At 71.6% G+C, this 17,876-nt stretch carries 16 protein-coding genes and 1 tRNA gene; 6 read left to right on the forward strand and 11 right to left on the reverse strand.

Features of this window, described 5'->3' with window-relative positions:
* The 8 genes from MKK55_RS21095 to MKK55_RS21130 form a co-directional block, all read right to left on the reverse strand.
* Positions 1-1,002 (reverse strand): lipid A biosynthesis lauroyl acyltransferase, encoded by a 1,002-nt coding sequence (locus MKK55_RS21095; protein ID WP_243937495.1) that lies wholly within the window; start codon positions 1,000-1,002, stop codon positions 1-3.
* Between the two features lie 113 nt (positions 1,003-1,115).
* On the reverse strand, positions 1,116-2,138 hold the full coding sequence (locus tag MKK55_RS21100) for a zinc-binding dehydrogenase (protein ID WP_147727049.1): 1,023 nt from the start codon (positions 2,136-2,138) through the stop codon (positions 1,116-1,118).
* Positions 2,139-2,533: 395 nt separating this feature from the next.
* Entirely contained in the window at positions 2,534-2,824 is a 291-nt protein-coding gene (locus MKK55_RS21105; RefSeq protein ID WP_243937496.1) for an SH3 domain-containing protein, read from the reverse strand.
* 2 nt (positions 2,825-2,826) lie between these two features.
* The gene (locus MKK55_RS21110) at positions 2,827-3,594 is read right to left on the reverse strand and encodes an SDR family NAD(P)-dependent oxidoreductase (RefSeq protein ID WP_243937497.1); all 768 of its coding nucleotides are present in this window, start codon (positions 3,592-3,594) and stop codon (positions 2,827-2,829) included.
* Positions 3,591-4,874, reverse strand: a complete 1,284-nt coding sequence (locus tag MKK55_RS21115) for a beta-ketoacyl-ACP synthase (protein ID WP_243937498.1) — start codon at positions 4,872-4,874, stop codon at positions 3,591-3,593. Before MKK55_RS21115 ends, MKK55_RS21110 begins: the two co-directional genes overlap by 4 nt.
* Before the next feature lie 64 nt (positions 4,875-4,938).
* Entirely contained in the window at positions 4,939-6,201 is a 1,263-nt protein-coding gene (locus MKK55_RS21120; RefSeq protein ID WP_243937499.1) for an aminopeptidase, read from the reverse strand.
* Between the two features lie 58 nt (positions 6,202-6,259).
* Positions 6,260-6,553 carry a DUF2218 domain-containing protein gene (locus MKK55_RS21125; RefSeq protein ID WP_147727054.1) on the reverse strand — a complete coding sequence of 98 codons (294 nt, stop codon included), beginning with the start codon at positions 6,551-6,553 and terminating at the stop codon, positions 6,260-6,262.
* 321 nt (positions 6,554-6,874) lie between these two features.
* Positions 6,875-8,338 carry an FAD-binding oxidoreductase gene (locus MKK55_RS21130; RefSeq protein WP_243937502.1) on the reverse strand — a complete coding sequence of 488 codons (1,464 nt, stop codon included), beginning with the start codon at positions 8,336-8,338 and terminating at the stop codon, positions 6,875-6,877.
* Between the two features lie 156 nt (positions 8,339-8,494).
* Between MKK55_RS21130 and MKK55_RS21135 the strand changes: the two genes are divergently transcribed.
* The 3 genes from MKK55_RS21135 (at position 8,495) to MKK55_RS21145 (ending at position 9,880) form a co-directional block, all read left to right on the forward strand.
* Entirely contained in the window at positions 8,495-9,190 is a 696-nt protein-coding gene (locus MKK55_RS21135; RefSeq protein ID WP_243937503.1) for a fumarylacetoacetate hydrolase family protein, read from the forward strand.
* Positions 9,191-9,210: 20 nt separating this feature from the next.
* A complete protein-coding gene (locus MKK55_RS21140) occupies positions 9,211-9,687 on the forward strand; it encodes an NUDIX domain-containing protein (RefSeq protein ID WP_147858682.1) in 477 nt (158 codons plus the stop codon).
* Between the two features lie 118 nt (positions 9,688-9,805).
* Positions 9,806-9,880 (forward strand) — tRNA-Gly (locus MKK55_RS21145).
* Between the two features lie 166 nt (positions 9,881-10,046).
* Here MKK55_RS21145 and MKK55_RS21150 read toward each other — a convergent pair.
* A complete protein-coding gene (locus MKK55_RS21150) occupies positions 10,047-10,631 on the reverse strand; it encodes a TadE/TadG family type IV pilus assembly protein (RefSeq protein ID WP_243937505.1) in 585 nt (194 codons plus the stop codon).
* Positions 10,628-11,185 carry a TadE/TadG family type IV pilus assembly protein gene (locus MKK55_RS21155; protein WP_187274682.1) on the reverse strand — a complete coding sequence of 186 codons (558 nt, stop codon included), beginning with the start codon at positions 11,183-11,185 and terminating at the stop codon, positions 10,628-10,630. Before MKK55_RS21155 ends, MKK55_RS21150 begins: the two co-directional genes overlap by 4 nt.
* A gap of 580 nt (positions 11,186-11,765) precedes the next feature.
* Between MKK55_RS21155 and MKK55_RS21160 the strand changes: the two genes are divergently transcribed.
* From MKK55_RS21160 to MKK55_RS21170, 3 genes are read left to right on the forward strand one after another with little or no spacing between them, the layout of a single operon-like run.
* Positions 11,766-13,178, forward strand: coding sequence for a pilus assembly protein TadG-related protein (locus MKK55_RS21160; RefSeq protein ID WP_279596308.1), 1,413 nt, complete (start codon positions 11,766-11,768; stop codon positions 13,176-13,178).
* 37 nt (positions 13,179-13,215) lie between these two features.
* On the forward strand, positions 13,216-14,253 hold the full coding sequence (locus tag MKK55_RS21165) for an HD-GYP domain-containing protein (protein WP_243937509.1): 1,038 nt from the start codon (positions 13,216-13,218) through the stop codon (positions 14,251-14,253).
* Between the two features lie 44 nt (positions 14,254-14,297).
* The gene (locus MKK55_RS21170) at positions 14,298-17,009 is read left to right on the forward strand and encodes a hybrid sensor histidine kinase/response regulator (RefSeq protein ID WP_243937510.1); all 2,712 of its coding nucleotides are present in this window, start codon (positions 14,298-14,300) and stop codon (positions 17,007-17,009) included.
* Between the two features lie 10 nt (positions 17,010-17,019).
* Here the strand turns inward: MKK55_RS21170 and MKK55_RS21175 are convergent, their stop codons facing one another.
* A complete protein-coding gene (locus MKK55_RS21175) occupies positions 17,020-17,787 on the reverse strand; it encodes an NAD kinase (RefSeq protein WP_147726303.1) in 768 nt (255 codons plus the stop codon).
* Between the last annotated feature and the right edge of the window lie 89 nt (positions 17,788-17,876).

Raw genomic sequence — 17,876 nt, forward strand, 5'->3', positions numbered from 1 at the left:
TCAGGAGAGCGCACGCGACGCCGGCTGGGAAATCACGTTGGCTTGAGGCTCGGCGACCTCGGTCGCACGCGCCTTCGGCAGCATGTTCGGCCGCCAGCGCCGGTGCATCCACAACCACTGCCCGGGATTCTCGCGCACCCAGCCCTCGACGATCGCGGTCATCGCCTGCATCGCGCCGGCCACCGCGATCTGCCCGTCCGCGTCGCGCGGCAGATCGAGGGGCGGGGTCAGCTCGAGCCGGAACCGGCCGTTCGGAAGGCGCACCACGCGCGCGCCGTGCACCGGGCAATCGTAGTGGCGGGCGAGCTTGGCGAGCAGCGGGTTCGCCAGGCACGGACGCCCGAAGAACGACACCACGACGCCGCGGGTGAAGTGCTGGTCGATCAGCTGCCCGAGATGGCCGCCGCGCTCGACCACGCCCTGCATCGCGAAGGCGCCGCCCGGCCCGGAGGCGGCGAGCCCCCCCATGGTCTTGCGCCGGACCTCCTGCACGAGGCGCGCCGCGGCCGGGTTGTTCGGCGCGCGGAACACCGCGGTGGTCTCGAGATCGAACTTCGCCGCGCAGATCGCCGGCAGCTCCCAGTTGGCGAGATGGGCCGAGAACACGAGGCCCGGGCGGCCGTCGTTGCGCAGCGCCAGGAAATGCTCCAGGCCCTCGACCTGCATGCGCTGGGTCGCGGGGTCGGCGGGGTCGAAGTCGAACAGCGTGTCGAGATGGGCGTACTCGGCGCCGGTGCGGCCGAGATTGTCCCAGGCGGACCGCGCGATCCCTCGGATCTCGGCCTCGGACGCGTCGGGGAAGGCGGCGCGCAGATTCGTCAGCGCCGTCCGGTGCGAGGGCAGCCAGGGCCCGAGCGCGCGCAGCAGCGCGCTGCCGGCATCCCCCGCGCGCTCGGGGCCGAGGACCCGCGACAGCCAGAACACCGCGCGGATCAGCGGCAGCATCGCATAGCCGGCGAGCCGCGGCAGGTTGCGCTTCAGGGTCAGGGCGAGGCGCAGCAACGGGTCACTCTCGGGTGGGAGGCGCCCCGTCGAGGCGGGGCGCGGGCGCGGCGGGCGACGCCGCGCGGGAAGCTCCGCGGGCTTAGATCATTTCATCGCCACAGGGGAGGGCGTCAGAAGCTCACGAGGATCTTGCCGAAGACCTTGCGCGATTCCAGCCGTTCGAGCCCCTGCGCGAAGTCCGCCAGAGGATAGACGGTGTCGACGACGGGGCGGATGCCGTCGGCCATCTTGTCGAGCGATTCTGCAATGTTGGCGAGCCGGCAGCCGAACGAGCCGGTGATGCGGTATTGCTGCTGGAACAGCTGCATCAGGTTCATCGTCGTCGAGACGCCCGAGGTCGAGCCGCAGGTCACGAGGCGGCCGCCGCGCTTGAGGCAGAGCAGCGAGCCGTTCCAGGTGTCGGGGCCGACATGCTCGAACACCACGTCCACGCCCTTCCGCTTGGTCAGCCGGCGGACCTCGCCCTCGAAGCGCTCGGTGCGGTAGTTGACGACGTGGTCGGCCCCGAGCGCGGCGGCCTTGGCGCCCTTCTCGTCGTCGCCCACCGTCGTGTAGACGGTGCAGCCGATGGCCTTGGCCATGCGGATCGCCGCGGTGCCGATCCCTGAGCCTCCGGCATGGACCAGGATGCTCTCGCCGGGCTCGAGCTTGGCGTTGTCGAACAGCATGTGCTGCACCGTGCCGAAGGCGATGCCGGCGCAGGCCGCGTCGGTGAGGCTGACCGCGTCGGGCACCTTGACGACGAGCCGGGCCGGCATGGTGACGAACTCGCGGGCGAAGCCGTCGATGTGGAAGCCCATCACCCCGCCGACATCCTCGCAGAGGTTGTCGCGGCCCTCGGTGCAGGCGCGGCATCGGCCGCAGGTCATCGCGCCGTAGAGCGCGACCTTGTCGCCGGCTTCGAGCCCCTCGACGCCCTCGCCGAGCTCGGCGATCTCGCCCGCAGCCTCGGCGCCGACCGTCAGCGGCAGACGCCGCTTGGCGAAGGCCATCCCGCGAAAGCCCCAGACGTCGATGAAGTTCAGGCCGACTGCGCGGACGCGCACCCGAACCTCGCCGGGACCGGGGGGAGGGGGCGCCTCGACCTCGGTCAGGCGCAGGTCGCGGTCGCCGAAGAGTTGCAGGGCTTGCATCGGATGACTTTCAAACGCTTGGCCGACCCCGCCCGGACCTCGGCCGATCCCAATCACGCCCGCATCCCGAGGTGCTCGCGCCAGCGGGCCTCGAAGGAGCCCTCCAGCGGGCGGAGCGATCCCTGGAGTTCTCCTTCGAGGCCTCCGCTTCGCTCCGGCACCTCGGGATGAGGGCGCGGGGTGGCCGTAACATATCTCATCCGTCCGCAGCACCAGCGCATGGCGGTGCGACAACGGCGAGATCGTCACGGGCTGCCGCGTCCTGCTCGCCACGCCATTCCTCGAGGCGAGGATCGAGATCGACGAGATGCAGCGACGGGTCGTCCGATCCCGCATCGCTTGGAGCCCGAGCTGCCATCACATCGGCCTGCACGACCGAATCCGAGACGGGGATCTCATTCCGGCGCGAGGTAGCGCCGCCGCGCCCAGCCCACGGTGCGGCCGACCTTGACCCGGCACCACGTCGTGCGGCTCGGCGTGTCGTTGGTGCAGCCGACGACGAGCGCGCGGGCGCGGATCTCGCCGACCACCTCGGCCGCCGGGTCGGGCTCGGCGCGGATGCTCAGCGTCTCGCCGCGCGGCAGGCCGTCGACGCGGTACGGGACCGGATCGGCCCGCACCGCACCGGTGCCGAGGTGTAGCAGCAGGCCGGCGAGGGCCGGACGGACGAGGAGCGAGGCGCGCATGATCAGCGGTGGACGCCCATCATCGCCGTCAGGCCGCCGTCGACGGGCAGGACCGCGCCGGTGACGTAGGCGGCGGGATCCCCCATCAGGAAGGCGGCCAGCGCCGCCACCTCCGTCGGGTCGGCGAAGCGGCCGGCGGGAATCTGGCGCTCCATGCCGGCGCGGTGGGCGGCGTATCCGGCCATCATCGGGGTGTCGACGAAGCCCGGGGCGATCACGTTGACGGTGACGCCGCGCTTGGCCGACTCGATCGCCAGGGTGCGGCAATAGGCGATCAGCGCACCCTTGGTCGCCGCATAGGCCGCGTTGCCGGTGTTGGCGCGCAGCGCCGCCACCGAGCCGATCGCGACGATGCGCCCGGCCCGCGCCCGGATCATCCCGCGCACGAGGCTCTTGGCGATCCGCGTCAGCGAGAAGAAATTCACCTGCATCAGGGCCTCGGCGCGCTCCTGATCGAGCATCGCGGCGAGCGCGTCGTAGGATTGGCCGGCATTGTGGACGAAGCCGTAATAGCTCTTCGCCTCCGCCGCCTCGCAGAAGGCGTCGAGGGCGCCGCGGTCGGCGAGATCCAGCGGGATCGCCTCGAAATCCGCGTCGGGATGGCGGTCGCGGAGCTCGGCGAGCAGGGCCTCGGCCGGCGCCTGCGACGCGCGGAAGGTGAAGTCGACGCCGTGCCCGGCGGCCGCCATCGCCCGCACGATCGCCGAGCCGAGGCCCGAGGCGCCGCCGGTGACCAGGATGCGGCGAGCCGCGGTCGGTGCCACGCTCATGCCGGTTCGGACCCGAGCACGAGGCAGGTGTTCTGGCCGCCGAAGCCGAACGAGTTCGACAGGACGCGCGCCACGGGCAGGTCGCGCGCCGCGGTGACGATGTCGAGCGGGATCGCCGGATCCGGCACGGCGTAGTTGATCGTCGGCGGAATGCGCCCGTGCCGGATCGTCAGCAGCGAGATCACGGCCTCGATCGCCCCGGCGGCGGTCAGCGTGTGGCCGAGCATCGACTTGTTCGAGGTCACCGGGATGCGCGCGGCGGCGTCCTCGAACACCGCCATCAGGCCCATCGCCTCCATGCGGTCGTTCTCGGGCGTCGAGGTGCCGTGGGCGTTGACCGTGTCGACCGCCTCCGGCCCGATCCCGGCATCGTCGAGGCTGGCACGGATCGCCGCGATGATCGGCGCGCCGTCGGGGCTGGAGCGGGTGCGATGGAAGCCGTCGCCCTTCTCGCCGCAGCCCAGCACGTAGCCGAGGATCGTCGCGCCGCGCGCGATGGCCGAGGCCGCGTCCTCGAGCACGAGCGCGGCCGCGCCCTCGCCCATGACGAAGCCGTCGCGATTCTTCGAGAACGGCTTCGAGGCGGTCTCCGGCGGGTCGTTCTGGGTCGACAGCGCCGAGAGCAGCGAGAAGCGGATCAGCGATTCCGGGTTCACCGAGCCGTCGGTGCCGATGCAGAGCGCCGCCGTCATCTCGCCGCGCCGGATCGCCTCGACGCCGAGCTGGATCGCGGTGGCGCCCGACGAGCAGGCGGTGGAGAGCGAGATCGGCGAGCCCTTGGTGCCGAAGCGGTCGGCGATGCGGTCGGCCACGGTGCCGAAGATGAAGAGGTCGTGCCACGCGTCGAACTTGCGCGAGGCCGCCGCGTGCTGCAGGCCGGCATAGGTCACCGGCCCGTCGCCGCCGCAGGCCTCCGCCAGGGCCTGGCGCTGCGGCCATTCCATCTCGACCGGCGGCACCGCGATGAACAGGGCGCCCGGGAAGTCTCCGGCCGCGCCGATGCCGGCCTGCGTCACCGCCTCCTCGGCCGCCACGCGGGCGAAGCGCTCGGAGAGGGCGGGGGCGACGAGCGGATCGGTGTCGAGGAAGTCGACCGTGCCGGCGATGCGCGTGCGCAGCCCGTCCGTCGGGAAGCGCGCGATCGCGTGGATGCCGGATCGCCCCTGCGTCAGGGCGGTCCAGGTCGCGTCCTGACCGTGCCCGAGGGAGGAGACGATGCCGAGACCGGTGACGGCGACGAGCGGGCGACCGCGGGCGTCGCGATGGGAATGTCCTGCCATGGCGCCGTCTTAATCGGTTTTTTTCGGCCGTGCATCCCGCGGCGTGACGGACCGGGCTCGGCCGTCAGACCCACTCGCCCCGGCGCATCACCGGCACGGACTGCCCGTCGGCGGCGATGCCGTCCACGTCGACCTCGGCCGAGCCGATCATCCAGTCGATGTGGATCAGGCTGCGGTTGGCGCCGCGTGCCGCGAGGTCGTCCTCCGAGAAGTCCGCGCCACCGCCCACGAAGCATTTCGAGTAGGCTTGGCCGAGGGCGATGTGGCTCGCGGCGTTCTCGTCGTAGAGCGTGTTGTAGAACAGCAGCCCCGATGCCGAGATCGCCGAGGAGGCCGGCACCAGCGCGACCTCGCCCAGGCGGCGGGCGCCCTCGTCGGTGTCGAGGACGCGGGCCAGCACGTCGGCGCCCCGGGTTGCGGCCGATTCGACGATGCGGCCCTCCGCGAACCGCACCTGGATGCCCTCGATCAGGGTGCCCTGGTACGAGAGCGGCTTGGTGCTGGCGACGTGGCCCTCGACCCGCGCCCTGTGCGGCGTGGTGAAGACCTCCTCGGTCGGGATGTTGGCGTTGCAGGTGATGCCGCTGCGCGAGGTCGCCGCGCCGCCGCACCATTCGTGGTCGTCGGCGAGGCCTACGGTGAGGTCGGTGCCCGGCCCCCGGAAGCGGATCGCCGAGAAGCGGTGTCCGTTCAGCCTGTCCTTGCGCGCGTGGAGGTGGGCGTTGTGCGCGGCCCAGGCGGCGACCGGATCGGGGCCGTCGACGCGGGAGGCGGCGAACACCGCATCCCAGAGCTTGGCGACCGCCTCCGCCTCGGGGAGGTCGGGGAACACCGTGCGGGCCCAGGCCGGGGTCGCGGCCGAGACGATGGTCCAGTTCGTGGCGAAGTTGGCGATCAACTCGAGCGCCGGCACGTAGGCCTTGGAGCGCGACCGGTTGGCGCGGGCGACCTTCTCCGGATCCTGGGCCAACAGCAGCGACGGGTCGTCGCCGCTGATCGCGAGGCGGGCGGCGCCGTTGCGGTAGGCCTCCGCCATGCCCGCATAGAGCCACCCGGCGGCGGTATCGAAGGCCGCGTCCGAGGCGTGGGCGAAGCGCGCGAGCGTCGCGGCGTCGTCGCCGAGCAGGGTCGTCACCAGCGACGCCCCGGCGCGGTAGGCCTCGGCGGTGATGGCACGCGCCAGCGGCAGCGCGTCGAGGGGCGCGGTCAGGACGAGCTCCTGCCCGGGCTGGAGGTTGAGCCCGACCCGGACCGCAACCGTCGCGAGCCGGTCGAGCCGCTCCTCGTGCGCCGACCTCGCGACCGGCGGCTCAGCATGCGCGTTCATCGCGACCCCTTCGAAACGTCCGATCCTGTGGTGCAAGATCGGTGCGGGGTCCATCGAGTCAAGCGGCGCGGGACCAGGTGATCTCGCCGAGGCTCTCGCGGAAGGCGAAGCGCATCAGGTGGTCGGAGACGACGTTCTCCAGGCGGGTCAGCCCGGCGGGATCGGACGTGGCGATCCGCATCAGCAGGGCGTCGGGCTCGGCGTCGAAGGTGCAGACGCGGTCCTCGCTGAACGGCACGGTGCCGTGCTCGGGGGTCGCCGAAACCGGGAACTTGTGGCTCCAGTGGCGGCAGAGCTGCTGCAGGTAGCGGCTCGCCTCGGCGGTCTGCACGCGGGCCTGAGAGGTGGGCATCTCGATGGTCTCCTTGAAACGTCTCGTCGCGAGCCGGCCGTCGCCTTCGCGACTGCGAAGGCAGGCGGGGACCCAAGCAAGTGCCGGACCCTGGCGCCGGGCGCCGCGACCGGGGTTGACGATAAAACGCAACCTCAGCCGTTAACGCCCCGCTAACGCAGGGAAACCCGCACGCTCCCGGTCTTCTCCCGACCGGTCGCGATTCGAACCTTGGACCGGCCGGAGAGCCGATTTATGGCGCGATGCGTCATCGCATCATGGCAAGACATGGTGCGTCGCACAATCGAAATCCAGCTGGCTCGGCACTCCGCGGCGGTCCGCTCAGGGCAGGGCGGGCTGCGGATCGCCGGAGAGGGCGACGACCTTGCCCGGGTTGAGCCGGTCCTGCGGGTCGAGCCCGGCCTTGATCGCGCGCATCAGGTCGAGGGCGACCGGGTCGGCGTAGTGCTGCAGCTCGTCGCGCTTGATCAGGCCGACGCCGTGCTCGGCGGCGATCGAGCCGTCCATCGCGGTCACGATGTCGTGGACGATGCGGTTGAAGTCCGCCCAGGTGCCGAGGAACGCGGCCTTGTCCATGCCGACCGGCTGGCTCAGGTTGAAGTGCATGTTGCCGTCGCCGACATGGCCGAAGGCGCAGACCCGCAGGCCCGGCATCGCCGCCTCGCAGGCCGCGCTCGCCTGCTCGACGAAGTCGGCGAGCCGCGACAGGGGCACCGACACGTCGTGCTTGATCGAGCCGCCCTCGTAGCCCTGCGCATCCGAGAGATGCTCGCGCAAGGCCCAGAGCGCGAGGTTCTGCGCCTCGCTCGCCCCGAGCGTCGCATCCTCCACGAGCCCGTCCTCGATCGCCTCGGAGAGCGCCGCCTCGAGCTCGGCCCGGGTGTCGGCGTCGGGCCGGGCGGAGGCGAGCTCGATCAGGGCGTAGGCGCCGTGCTCGCCCGCGAGCGGGCGGACGGTGCCGGGCATGTGCCGCAGCACCATGTCGAGCCCGACCGGCGGGATGAACTCGAAGGCGGTGAGGTCCCGGTCGGCGCGCTTGCGCAGGCGCGCGAACAGGTCGAGCGCCACGCGGGCCGAGGGCAGCCCGACGAAGCCGACCGTGCGCGAGGCGGGCTTCGGGAAGAGCTTCAGCACCGCCTTGGTGATGATGCCGAGGGTGCCTTCCGAGCCGACGAACAGGTGCTTGAGGTCGTATCCGGCGTTGTTCTTGCGCAGAGCCTTGAGGCCGTTCCACACCCGGCCGTCGGCGAGCACCACCTCGAGCCCGAGGACGAGGTCGCGGGCGTTGCCGTAGGCCAGCACCGCGATCCCGCCGGAATTGCACGCCAGCGCGCCGCCGATCCGCGCCGATCCGCGCGAGGCGTAGGAGAGCGGGAACAGCAGCCCGGCGGCGTCGGCCGCGTCCTGCACCTCGGCGAGGATCGCGCCGGCCTCGACCACGATGCTGGCGTTCACCGGATCGAGCGCGAGAACGCGGTTCATCCGCGCGAGCGACAGCACCACGCCGCCATGCGGAACGCCGCCGCCGACGAGCCCGGTGTTGCCGCCCTGCGCCACCACCGCGACGCCCGCCGCCGCGCAGGCCTCGACCACGAAGGCGACCTCCTCGGTCGAGCCCGGCCGAACGGCGGCGAGCGCCGAGCCGCGGTAGAGCTTTCGGGACTCAACGAGATACGGGGCGAGGTCGGACGGGTCGGTCAGAACATGGGGGGCCCCGAGGCGCGCGCGCAGGGCTTCGAGGAGGGTGTCGGCGGACGGGGCCGGGGCGAGGGCGGGTTCGGTCATGATCGGTTCTTCGGCAGGGATTCTCTCGCGGACGCGGCCGCGATGCAAACGCTGCGGGCTGGCATGGACCGGTCGGTGGCCTAAGACTAGCCGCAGCGGGCGCCCGGTCCACCCGATGCCCGAACGACGACCCGCCCCTGTCTCACGAGGCACGCCATGCTGTCCGTCATCCCGAACCCGCCCCGCGTCGCCCTGCCGGTCGCCGGCAGCACGGACCTGTTCCCGGTGCGCCGGGTCTACTGCGTCGGCCGCAACTACGCGGCGCATGCCCGCGAGATGGGGAAGGACCCCGACCGCGAGCCGCCGTTCTTCTTCATGAAGCCGGCCGACGCGCTGCAGCCCTGCGGGCCCGAGCCGACGCGGCACCCCTATCCGCCGCGCACCGAGAACTACCATTTCGAGATCGAGCTGGTGGCGGCGCTCGCCAGCGGCGGCCGCGACATCCCGGTCGAGGCCGCGCGCGATCACGTCTACGGCTACGCCATCGGCCTCGACATGACCCGGCGCGACCTGCAGGACGAGGCCAAGGCCCTGGCCCGGCCATGGGACCTCGGCAAGGCGGCCGACCTCTCCGGCCCGATCGGCCCGATCCATCCGGTCGCCGAGATCGGCCATCCGGCGGCCGGACCGATCACCCTCTCGGTCGACGGCGCCGAGCGCCAGCGCGGCGACCTCGGCGACATGATCTGGTCGGTCGCCGAGCAGATCTCCTACCTCTCGGCCTATTTCGCGCTTGAGCCGGGCGACCTGATCTTCACCGGCACGCCGGCCGGCGTCGGCCCGGTGCGGCGGGGCGAGCGCATGGTGGGGGCGATCGCGGGGCTGGGCGAGATCGTCCTGGACGTGGCCTGAGCGGCTGCGCGGCTCCCCCGATGACGAAGCTCCTCGACCGGCCGCTGGCGCGCCGCCTGTTCCACCTCGGCGCGCTGGCGGCGCGCGGCATGACGCTCGGCGTCCGCGGCGCGGCCTTCGACGCGCAGGGCCGGGTCTGCCTCGTGCGCCACACCTACGTCAGCGGCTGGCAGCTGCCGGGCGGCGGCGTCGAGCGCGGCGAGACCGCGCCGGAGGCGATGGCGCGCGAGTTCCGCGAGGAAGCCGAGATCGCCGTCGATCCCGCGGTCGGGCTGCGCCTGCACGGCTTCTACCGCAACCGCGCGGCCTCGCCGCGCGACCACGTCGCCCTCTACGTCGCCCCCGCCTTCACGGTGCTCGGGGAGAAGCGGCCCGACCGCGAGATCGCGGCCTGCGCCTTCTTCGCCCTCGACGCCCTGCCGGACGCGACAACCCGCGCGACGGTGGAACGCCTGCGCGAGATCCGCGACGGCCGTCCGCCCGCCGATCTCTGGTGAGATCGGACGGACGCGAAAAATCCTCGCAGCCGGCGCTTGCAACGCCGGTTGGAATGGTGTTTAGAGAGCGCCGCCGGGGCCGCCGGGCACGAGAGTTTCCAGCGGGCCAGCATTGTGAGCGGGTGTAGCTCAGGGGTAGAGCACAACCTTGCCAAGGTTGGGGTCGAGGGTTCGAATCCCTTCGCCCGCTCCAATTTAGGCACTGATCGAACTGCAAGAGCTGGCTCAGGCCGGCTTTTTGCGTTTCGGGACCGTCTTCGGAATTTGCGGCCTTTCATGATCGAGCCGGCCGTCGCGCCTCGTGGGTGTGGGCTGCGCCTTCCCGCTCGATCATCGCGGCGCGCGCGATGCGTCATCGTTCAGAATGCCGCGCAGGGCTTTCCGCCGGGCAGCACGACTTCCTCGCGGCCGAGATAGGTCTTGCCGGCCCGCACCGGCCAGGTCTTGCTGACCACGAACGTCCAGCGGTTCAGGACGGGGAAGACGCCGAACACGGCGGTGTAGGGCAGGCGCAGCTCGGCCATCACCAGGCGGTCCCCGGGGCTTGCCGTTCCGGCCGGCGCGGGGCCGATCGTCGAGCCGGCCGCGCGCTGCGTGTCGTTGCGCGCGACGCTGGAGCAGACCTTCGCCACGGGGGTCGACCCGTCGAGATAGATCCCGCCGGCGGTGAGCACGATGCCTGCACGGCCGAGGTCGTACGGGCTCGAGACGGCCTGTGCGGCGGCGTAGACGTCGGCGATGTCGGTCACGTCGGCGCGCGAGATCAGGTCCGCCATCGTCGTCGCCGCGAGCGTGACCCGGCGCCCCGTGGTGATCGCGCGCGGAAGCTCGATCGAGGCCATGAACATCAGGACCAGGATCGGGGCGATGAAGGCGAACTCGACGCCGCTGACGCCGCCTTCCGCACGCGCGAACCGCCCGAGGCCGCCCCGGCCCGCCGTCATTGGCAGGGCTTCGCGTCGTAGGCTTCCGCCCGGAAGATCACGGTCGAGACGAGGAGCTGGCGGTTGTCGGCGAGGCGACGCCCGGTGAAGTCGAGGAACGCGAACAGCCGCAGGATCGGGACGGCCGCGCGGATCGCGATCACGTCGTCCCCCGTCGGGCACTGGAACTGGGTGCCGAAACTCTGCGAGACGGTCTTGGTCTGTGTGTCGTAGGGCTCGGACACCTGCGAGCCCTTGAAGGTCTCCGCCCGCGTCACGTCGAGGCGGACGTCCCGGCAGGCGAAGAACAGGCTAGAATTGCCGCACATCAGCTGCCGCAGGCGCTGTGCCGGATCCGAGCCGTCGGCCCGGTCCTGGAACTCGCCCGTCCGCAGCAGGCGCGAGGCCCGGTCGACGGACACGTCGAGGGTCTGCTGGGCCAGCACGACCACGCCGGATTCGGCGACGACGCCGAGCAGGGCGATGAAGGGCAGCGCCAGCATCGCGAACTCGACGGCGGCGACGCCGCGACGGTCGCCCAGCAGGCCCGCCCGGATCGGAGCCGCCGCGGACACGAACCGGACCCGCGCCCATGCGTGAACCGATGCGCGGCGAAGCCACGCCCGGAGATCCGCAGCGCGAACGGCGATCGAGCCGACGGGTCCGGGCCGATCGATCGGCAACGTGCAGCGTGTCCTGGGCGTCCGACGCATTCTCGGCCTGAAGGGCATCGGATCGCCGATCGTCGGCCCGGTCCTACCCCGAATGGACCGCAGTCTACGGTGGTAGAGCTTTAAAATTCCTGAGGCCGGGCAAGGCAATCGCAGCGGCGACGACGCGATCCGAGCGGCGAACAGGCCTACAACCTGGGGTAATACCGATATTCGATGCCGGCCGGGCGCTACGGTCGATGTCGTCGACAGGCCGCCGCAAAATTCTACCTGTAGATGTAGATTCAGGCTCGATCCTGCAACGGTTCTCGTCCGGAGACGAGCATCGACCCTAAAAATTCAATCCTTGATTGTTCTCATTGAGTCCTGCACGCCAGACGCGATCACTCTGCGCCCGCCTCTATCCGATCGGATCGAGAGGGCCTTTCATTAATCCGAAGCCTGTAGACCCGTCGGTTCAAGGTGGGCCGAGGAGGCGGTCGGGATGGGGAGCGGGTGGCGAACGGGGCATCGCGGCGGCGTGGCGTTCGCGTCCGCGGCGTCGCGCTTCCGGGCGTTCGGAGCCGACGGACGCGGCGCCGTGGCCGTCATCTTCTGCCTCTGCGCGACGGTGCTGCTCGGCCTCGTCGGCGGCGGCGTCGACTATGCGCGCCTCGCGGCCCGGCGGAACCAGTTGCAGGCCGCCGTCGACGCCGGGGCGCTCGCCGGCGGCAACGCCCTCAAGCTCGCCCTGTCGAGCACCGCCGCGGTGGTCGGCGTCACCGAGCAGACGGTGCGATCGGAGGCGAAATCGCCGCCGGACCGGCCGCTGACCGTGCAGGTCACGGTCGCGCCCGACAAGACCAACGTCGCGGCGATCGCCGCCGAGAGCTACAATCTGTCCTTCGGCAGCTTCGTCGGGATGCCCGCCGCCAAGCTCGCGGTGAAGGCGCAGGCGAGCGTCGTCGGTCGGATGCGCCTGTGCATGCTGGCGCTCGACCCCTTCGCCGCCGGCGCGTTCAACCTGCAGAAGAACGCGCAGGTCACCGCCACCGATTGCGCCCTCTACTCGAACTCCGTCTCGGGAACGGGAATGGTGGGCCAGGACAACGCGATCGCCAAGGCGCAGACGATCTGCTCGGCCGGCGGCTACCTCGGCGTGCGCGCGAACTTCAGCCCGACGCCGCAGACCGGGTGCCCGGTGATCGAGGATCCGCTGAAGGACCGCGCCGCGCCGCCGATCGGCGCCTGCGCGACGCTGCCGTACCCGCTCAACCTGCTCAACGTGCTCGCGATCAAGACGATCGACAGAGACATCACCCTGGAGCCGGGCACCTATTGCGCCGGCCTGCACATCACCAAGGATGCCGTCGTCACGCTGAAGCCTGGCATCTACGTGATGAAGGACGGTCCGCTCGTCGTCGACAAGAAGGCGACGCTCACCGGCACCGACGTGGCCTTCTACTTCACCGGGAACAACGGCGGCCTGGTCTTCGACAAGAAGACCACCATCAGCCTGACCGCCCCCACGACCGGGATCATGGCCGGCCTGCTGCTGTCGGAGGATCGCGGGGTCATCCTGCCGATCGATCCGACGGCGCTCGTCGAGACCCTGCTCGGGGACATCATCAGCCCGACGCCGCCGCCGCTCGCCTTCACCAAGCCGGTGCGGACCTACCGCATCATCAGCGACAACGCCCGCACCATGCTCGGCACGATCTACCTGCCGGCGGGCCGCCTGGTGATCGACGCATCCAGGCCGGTGGCCGACCAGTCGGCCTACACCGTGATCGTGGCCCAGCAGATCAACCTCTACGAAGGCCCGAACCTCGTCCTCAACGCGAATTACGGCGCGACGAGCGTGCCGGTGCCGAAGGGCGTCGGCCCGGTCTCCGGCCGGCTGCTGCTGACGCAATGACGACGGGCCCCCTTCACCGCCGACGGGATGGAGCCTCATGCTCGCGCTGATCCTCGATGATGCGGAACTCAACAACCTGCTCGTCGTCCAGGCGCTGAGGCCCGTGCCCGACTGCGAGCCGGTCGAGTTCACCTGCCCCGTCGCGGCGCTGGCGTTCCTGCGCGACAACGTCGAGCGCATCGGCATCGCCATCACCGACTACGACATGCCGGGGATGACCGGGCTCGAGTTCATTGCGGCCGCGCGCGGCGTGGAGGGCTTCGCCCACGTGCCGATCGTCATGGTGACGAGCATGGACCAGCGCACGATCCGCCGGCAGGCGCTCGATGCCGGCGCCACCGACTTCCTGGGCAAGCCGTTCGACCCCGCCGAGATCCGGGCGCGCGTCGGCAACCTGATGAAGATCAGCCACGCCCACCGCCAGGAGCAGGACCGCGCGGCGTGGCTGGCGCGCGAGGTCGCCGCCGCCGTCTCGGTGATCGAGGCGCGCGAGCGCGAGATCATCGACCTCCTGATGCGCGCGGCCGAGCACCGCGACACCGACACCGGCAACCACATCGCGCGGGTTTCGACTTATGTCGGCATCATCGCGAGGAACCTCGGCTTCGACGCCGAATATTGCCGCCTCCTGAGCCTCGCCTCGACGATGCACGACGTCGGCAAGATCGGCGTGCCCGACGCGATCCTGCTCAAGCAGGGCGCGCTCTCGGTCGACGAGCGCAGCGAGATGGAGAAGCACGCCGAGCGCGGCCGCCGCATCCTCGAAGGCAGCACCTCGAACGTGGTTCAGCTCGCCGCCGAGATCGCCGCGAGCCACCACGAGCGCTGGGACGGCACCGGGTATCCGGCGGGCCTGGCCGGCGAGGCGATCCCGCTGTCGGGCCGCATCGTCGCCGTGGCCGACGTGTTCGACGCCCTGGTCTCGGAGCGGCCGTACAAGGAGGCCTGGTCGCTCGAGAAGGCGCGGGCGCTCCTGTCCGACAACGCAGGCTCGCACTTCGACCCGGCCTGCGTCGCGGCGTTCCTGGCCGGCTGGGGCGAGGTCGAGCGGCAATGGCTGCGCGCAGCCGCGTGAGCCGACGCGATCGGATGCGACGTTCGAAGGAAGGCCGGGGCACGATGCGTTGGAAGGCACTGGACCCGCGGCGGTCCCTCGCGGGCCGGGTCGCCTGGGCGGTCGTCGGCGCCGTCGCGGTGGCGCTCCTCGTCGCGACCACGCTCTCGGTCTGGCGCGAGGTCGACCGCTACGCCGCCGACAAGCGCGAGGCCCTGCGCACGGTCGCGCGCGTGCTCGCGCAGAGCGGCGCCGGCGCCATCGCGAGCGACGACGCGGATGCGGCCGACACCACCCTTCGGGCGATCGCGCGCAACCCCTCGCTGGTCTACGCCGCGCTGATTCGCCCGGACGGCAGCATCCTCGGCGAGCAGGGCATCGGGCTCAGGCTGTCGAACGACCTCGACCTCGACGCCGCCGAGCAGCCGTCGCTCCTCGCTCTGCTCCTCACCCGGACCCTCAAGGTCGGCGAGCCGGTGCTGGAGAACCAGCGCGAGATCGGCCGGGTCGTGGTGGTGGCCGAGACCAGCGACCTCGCCGACCGCCTCGGCGGCGTCGCGCTCAACGCGCTGCTCGCCGGCCTCGTCGCGGTGGCCGTCGGCCTCGCGGTCTCGCTCAGGCTCCAGCGCGCCGTGACGCGGCCGCTGACCGCGCTCGCCGGCACCATGGACGCGGTGCGCTCGCGCCACGACTACAGCCGACGGGCCGACGTCACCACCGACGACGAGGTCGGGGCCCTGGCCCAGACCTTCAACGACCTGCTCGGCGCGGTGAACGTCCGCGACCGGCAGCTCGCCGCCTACAGCACCGGGCTGGAGGAGGAGGTCCGCGTGCGGACCCACGATCTCAGCGAGGCGCGGGAGCAGGCGGACGCCGCCAACGCCGCGAAATCCACCTTCCTCGCCACCATGAGCCACGAGATCCGCACGCCGATGAACGGCATGCTGGTGATGGCCGAGCTCCTGGCCGCCACCGACCTGCCGCCGCGCCAGCGCCGCTACGCCGAGGTGATCGCGCGCTCGGGACAATCGCTGCTGGCGATCATCAACGACATCCTCGACTTCGCGAAGGTGGAGGCCGGCAAGCTCGAATTGGAGCGCACCGCGATCAGCCCGGCCGAGATCGCCGACTCGGTCGTCACGCTGTTCGGCGAGCGCGCCCGCACGGCCGGGCTCGACCTCGCGGCCGAGATCGGCGCGGACGTGCCCGCCGGCATGGTCGGCGACCCGGTGCGCCTCGGCCAGGTTGTCAGCAACTTCGTCTCCAACGCCCTCAAGTTCACGGAAGCGGGCCACGTCCTCGTCCGCATGCGGACCTGCGACGACGGGCGGATGCTGGAGATCGCCGTCGTCGACACCGGCATCGGCATTCCGCAGGACAAGATCGCCGGGGTGTTCACTGCCTTCACCCAGGCCGACCAATCGACCACGCGCCGCTTCGGCGGCACCGGCCTCGGCCTCTCGATCGCGGAGCGCCTGATCGCGGCGATGGGCGGCGGCGTCGGCCTCGAGAGCCGCGTCGGCGAGGGCTCGACCTTCTGGGCGCGGATCCCGATCGAAGCGCCGGAGACGGCCGAGACGATCCGCCGGTCGGCCGAGGCGCCGAAGGGCGTCGTGCTCGCCGGCCTCGGCGGTGCGACACGCGTGGCGCTGGCGGCGGGCCTCGTCGAGGCGGACCTCGCCCCGCTTGCGGACACCGCGCCGGATCGCGCATCTTGGATCATGGATGCGGCCGAGCTGCTCGCGCACGGGCGCCGCCCGGACGCGGCCCTGCGGGTGGTCGCGGTGGCGCCGATGGGCGATCCGGCCGGTCAGCAGGCGCTCCGCGCCGGGCTCGCCGACGAGGTCTTGCGCTGGCCCGTGGTGCAGGCGGAGTGGCGGCCGGTGCTGGCGGCGCTCGCCGCCGACCGCCCGTTCGCCGCGAACGCGCCGCGTTCCACTACCTCCGCCGACGCCCTGCCGCGCTTCCCTCAAGCCCGCGTGCTCGTCGCCGACGACAGCGCCGTGAACCTAGAGGTCGCGATCGAGGCGCTGGCGCGCTGCGGCGTGACGGACGTGATCACCGTCGGGGACGGCGCGCAGGCGATGGCCGCGAGCGCGGCCGCCCATTTCGATCTGGTCCTGATGGACGGCAGCATGCCGGTCCTCGACGGGTTCGAAGCGACGCGCGCGATCCGCCGCCGCGAGGCCGAGACCGGCGCCGCCCGCCTGCCGATCGTCGCGATGACCGCGCACGTGATCGGCGACGGCGCGCTCGCGTGGCAGGACGCCGACATGGACGGGACGCTGGCAAAACCCTTCACCCTGGCCCAGCTCGCGCAGGTGCTCGGCCGCTTCGTCGTGGCCGACGCGCCCGGCGCGGACACGCTTGCGTCCCGGGTGGACGCCTTCGACGAAGCAGGCTCGGACCAGCCTTCCGCCCCCGGGCTCCTCGACAGCGAAACCCTCGAAGGCCTCGCCGAGATGGGCGACGGCGCCTTCCTGGCGCGCGTGCTCGGCCTCTACACCGGGCAGGCGCCGGCGGCGCTGACCGCGCTGGAAGCCGCGATCCCCGGAGGCGAAGCCGGCACCGTCGCCAGCGCCGCCCACGGCCTGAAGTCGATGAGCGCGAACATCGGCGCGACGCGGCTGGTCGGGTTGCTCGCCGCGGTCGAGGGCGGGGCTCGGAGTTCGGGCACCATCCCCGATGCGGGGCAGATGGCGGAGATCCGTGCGGCGTTCGCGGAGACTTTGTGCGCGCTCGCCGCTTACGGGGCGCGCAGGGATCTCGCTGCATAGGCGAGCGCCTTCAGCCGAACTGCTCGCGCAGGATGCGCTCGTCAAGGCTGTGGCCGGGGTCGTGCAGCAGCACGAGATCGGTCTCCCGGTCGAGCCAGGTGTCGACCATCGACACCCGGCGGAACTCGGTGTGGTCGGCCACCGCCGCGACGGGCCTGTGCTCGGCGTCGAGCACCTCGATCCGGATGTGAGCGTGGTCCGGCAGCAGCGCGCCGCGCCAGCGCCGGGGCCGGAACGCCGAGATCGGCGTCAGCGCCAGGAGCTTGGCGTTGAGCGGCAGGATCGGCCCCCCGACCGACAGGTTGTAGGCGGTGGATCCGGCCGCGGTGGCGGCGAGCACCCCGTCGGCGATCAGCTCGGGCAGCCGCACCTGCCCGTCGACCGAGATCTTGAGCTTGGCGGTCTGGTGGGTCTGGCGCAGCAGGTAGACCTCGTTGATCGAGCGCGCGCGGTGGCTGCGTCCCTCGGTGTCGTGCGCCTCCATCAGCAGCGGGTGGACGACGCTGCGATGCGCGGCCTCCAGGCGCTCCAGGAGGGTATCCTCGCGGAACTCGTTCATCAGGAAGCCAACGGTGCCGCGGTTCATGCCGTAGATCGGCTTCTTCGCGTCCATGAAGCGGTGGAGCACCTGCAGCATCAGGCCGTCGCCGCCGAGGGCGACCACCACGTCGGCCTCCTCGGGCGCGACGTGGTCGTAGCGCCGCATCAGGGCGGCGGCCGCTTCGCGGGCGTCGGGCGTCGGGCTCGCGACGAAGGCGACCTTGTGGAAGCGCGGCATGCGTGACCCGGACCCACCTGAGTTGACGCGGAGCCGGAGCGGGGCTCAATCGTGCGCGTGCACCATGCTTCGTGCGTGCGCCCAGTCGT

The organism is Methylobacterium sp. J-059 (assembly GCF_022829485.1).
Taxonomy (GTDB): domain Bacteria; phylum Pseudomonadota; class Alphaproteobacteria; order Rhizobiales; family Beijerinckiaceae; genus Methylobacterium.

What these genes read in the sequence shown, in the direction of transcription:
- MKK55_RS21110 (WP_243937497.1), bottom strand. Translation starts at nt 3,594, where the DNA reads ATGAGCGTGGCACCGACCGCGGCTCGCCGCATCCTGGTCACCGGCGGC.
- MKK55_RS21140 (WP_147858682.1), top strand. Translation starts at nt 9,211, where the DNA reads ATGACGAAGCTCCTCGACCGGCCGCTGGCGCGCCGCCTGTTCCACCTC.
- MKK55_RS21135 (WP_243937503.1), top strand. Translation starts at nt 8,495, where the DNA reads ATGCTGTCCGTCATCCCGAACCCGCCCCGCGTCGCCCTGCCGGTCGCC.
- MKK55_RS21175 (WP_147726303.1), bottom strand. Translation starts at nt 17,787, where the DNA reads ATGCCGCGCTTCCACAAGGTCGCCTTCGTCGCGAGCCCGACGCCCGAC.
- MKK55_RS21130 (WP_243937502.1), bottom strand. Translation starts at nt 8,338, where the DNA reads ATGACCGAACCCGCCCTCGCCCCGGCCCCGTCCGCCGACACCCTCCTC.
- MKK55_RS21120 (WP_243937499.1), bottom strand. Translation starts at nt 6,201, where the DNA reads ATGAACGCGCATGCTGAGCCGCCGGTCGCGAGGTCGGCGCACGAGGAG.
- MKK55_RS21170 (WP_243937510.1), top strand. Translation starts at nt 14,298, where the DNA reads ATGCGTTGGAAGGCACTGGACCCGCGGCGGTCCCTCGCGGGCCGGGTC.
- MKK55_RS21165 (WP_243937509.1), top strand. Translation starts at nt 13,216, where the DNA reads ATGCTCGCGCTGATCCTCGATGATGCGGAACTCAACAACCTGCTCGTC.
- MKK55_RS21105 (WP_243937496.1), bottom strand. Translation starts at nt 2,824, where the DNA reads ATGCGCGCCTCGCTCCTCGTCCGTCCGGCCCTCGCCGGCCTGCTGCTA.
- MKK55_RS21125 (WP_147727054.1), bottom strand. Translation starts at nt 6,553, where the DNA reads ATGCCCACCTCTCAGGCCCGCGTGCAGACCGCCGAGGCGAGCCGCTAC.
- MKK55_RS21150 (WP_243937505.1), bottom strand. Translation starts at nt 10,631, where the DNA reads ATGACGGCGGGCCGGGGCGGCCTCGGGCGGTTCGCGCGTGCGGAAGGC.
- MKK55_RS21160 (WP_279596308.1), top strand. Translation starts at nt 11,766, where the DNA reads ATGGGGAGCGGGTGGCGAACGGGGCATCGCGGCGGCGTGGCGTTCGCG.
- MKK55_RS21100 (WP_147727049.1), bottom strand. Translation starts at nt 2,138, where the DNA reads ATGCAAGCCCTGCAACTCTTCGGCGACCGCGACCTGCGCCTGACCGAG.
- MKK55_RS21115 (WP_243937498.1), bottom strand. Translation starts at nt 4,874, where the DNA reads ATGGCAGGACATTCCCATCGCGACGCCCGCGGTCGCCCGCTCGTCGCC.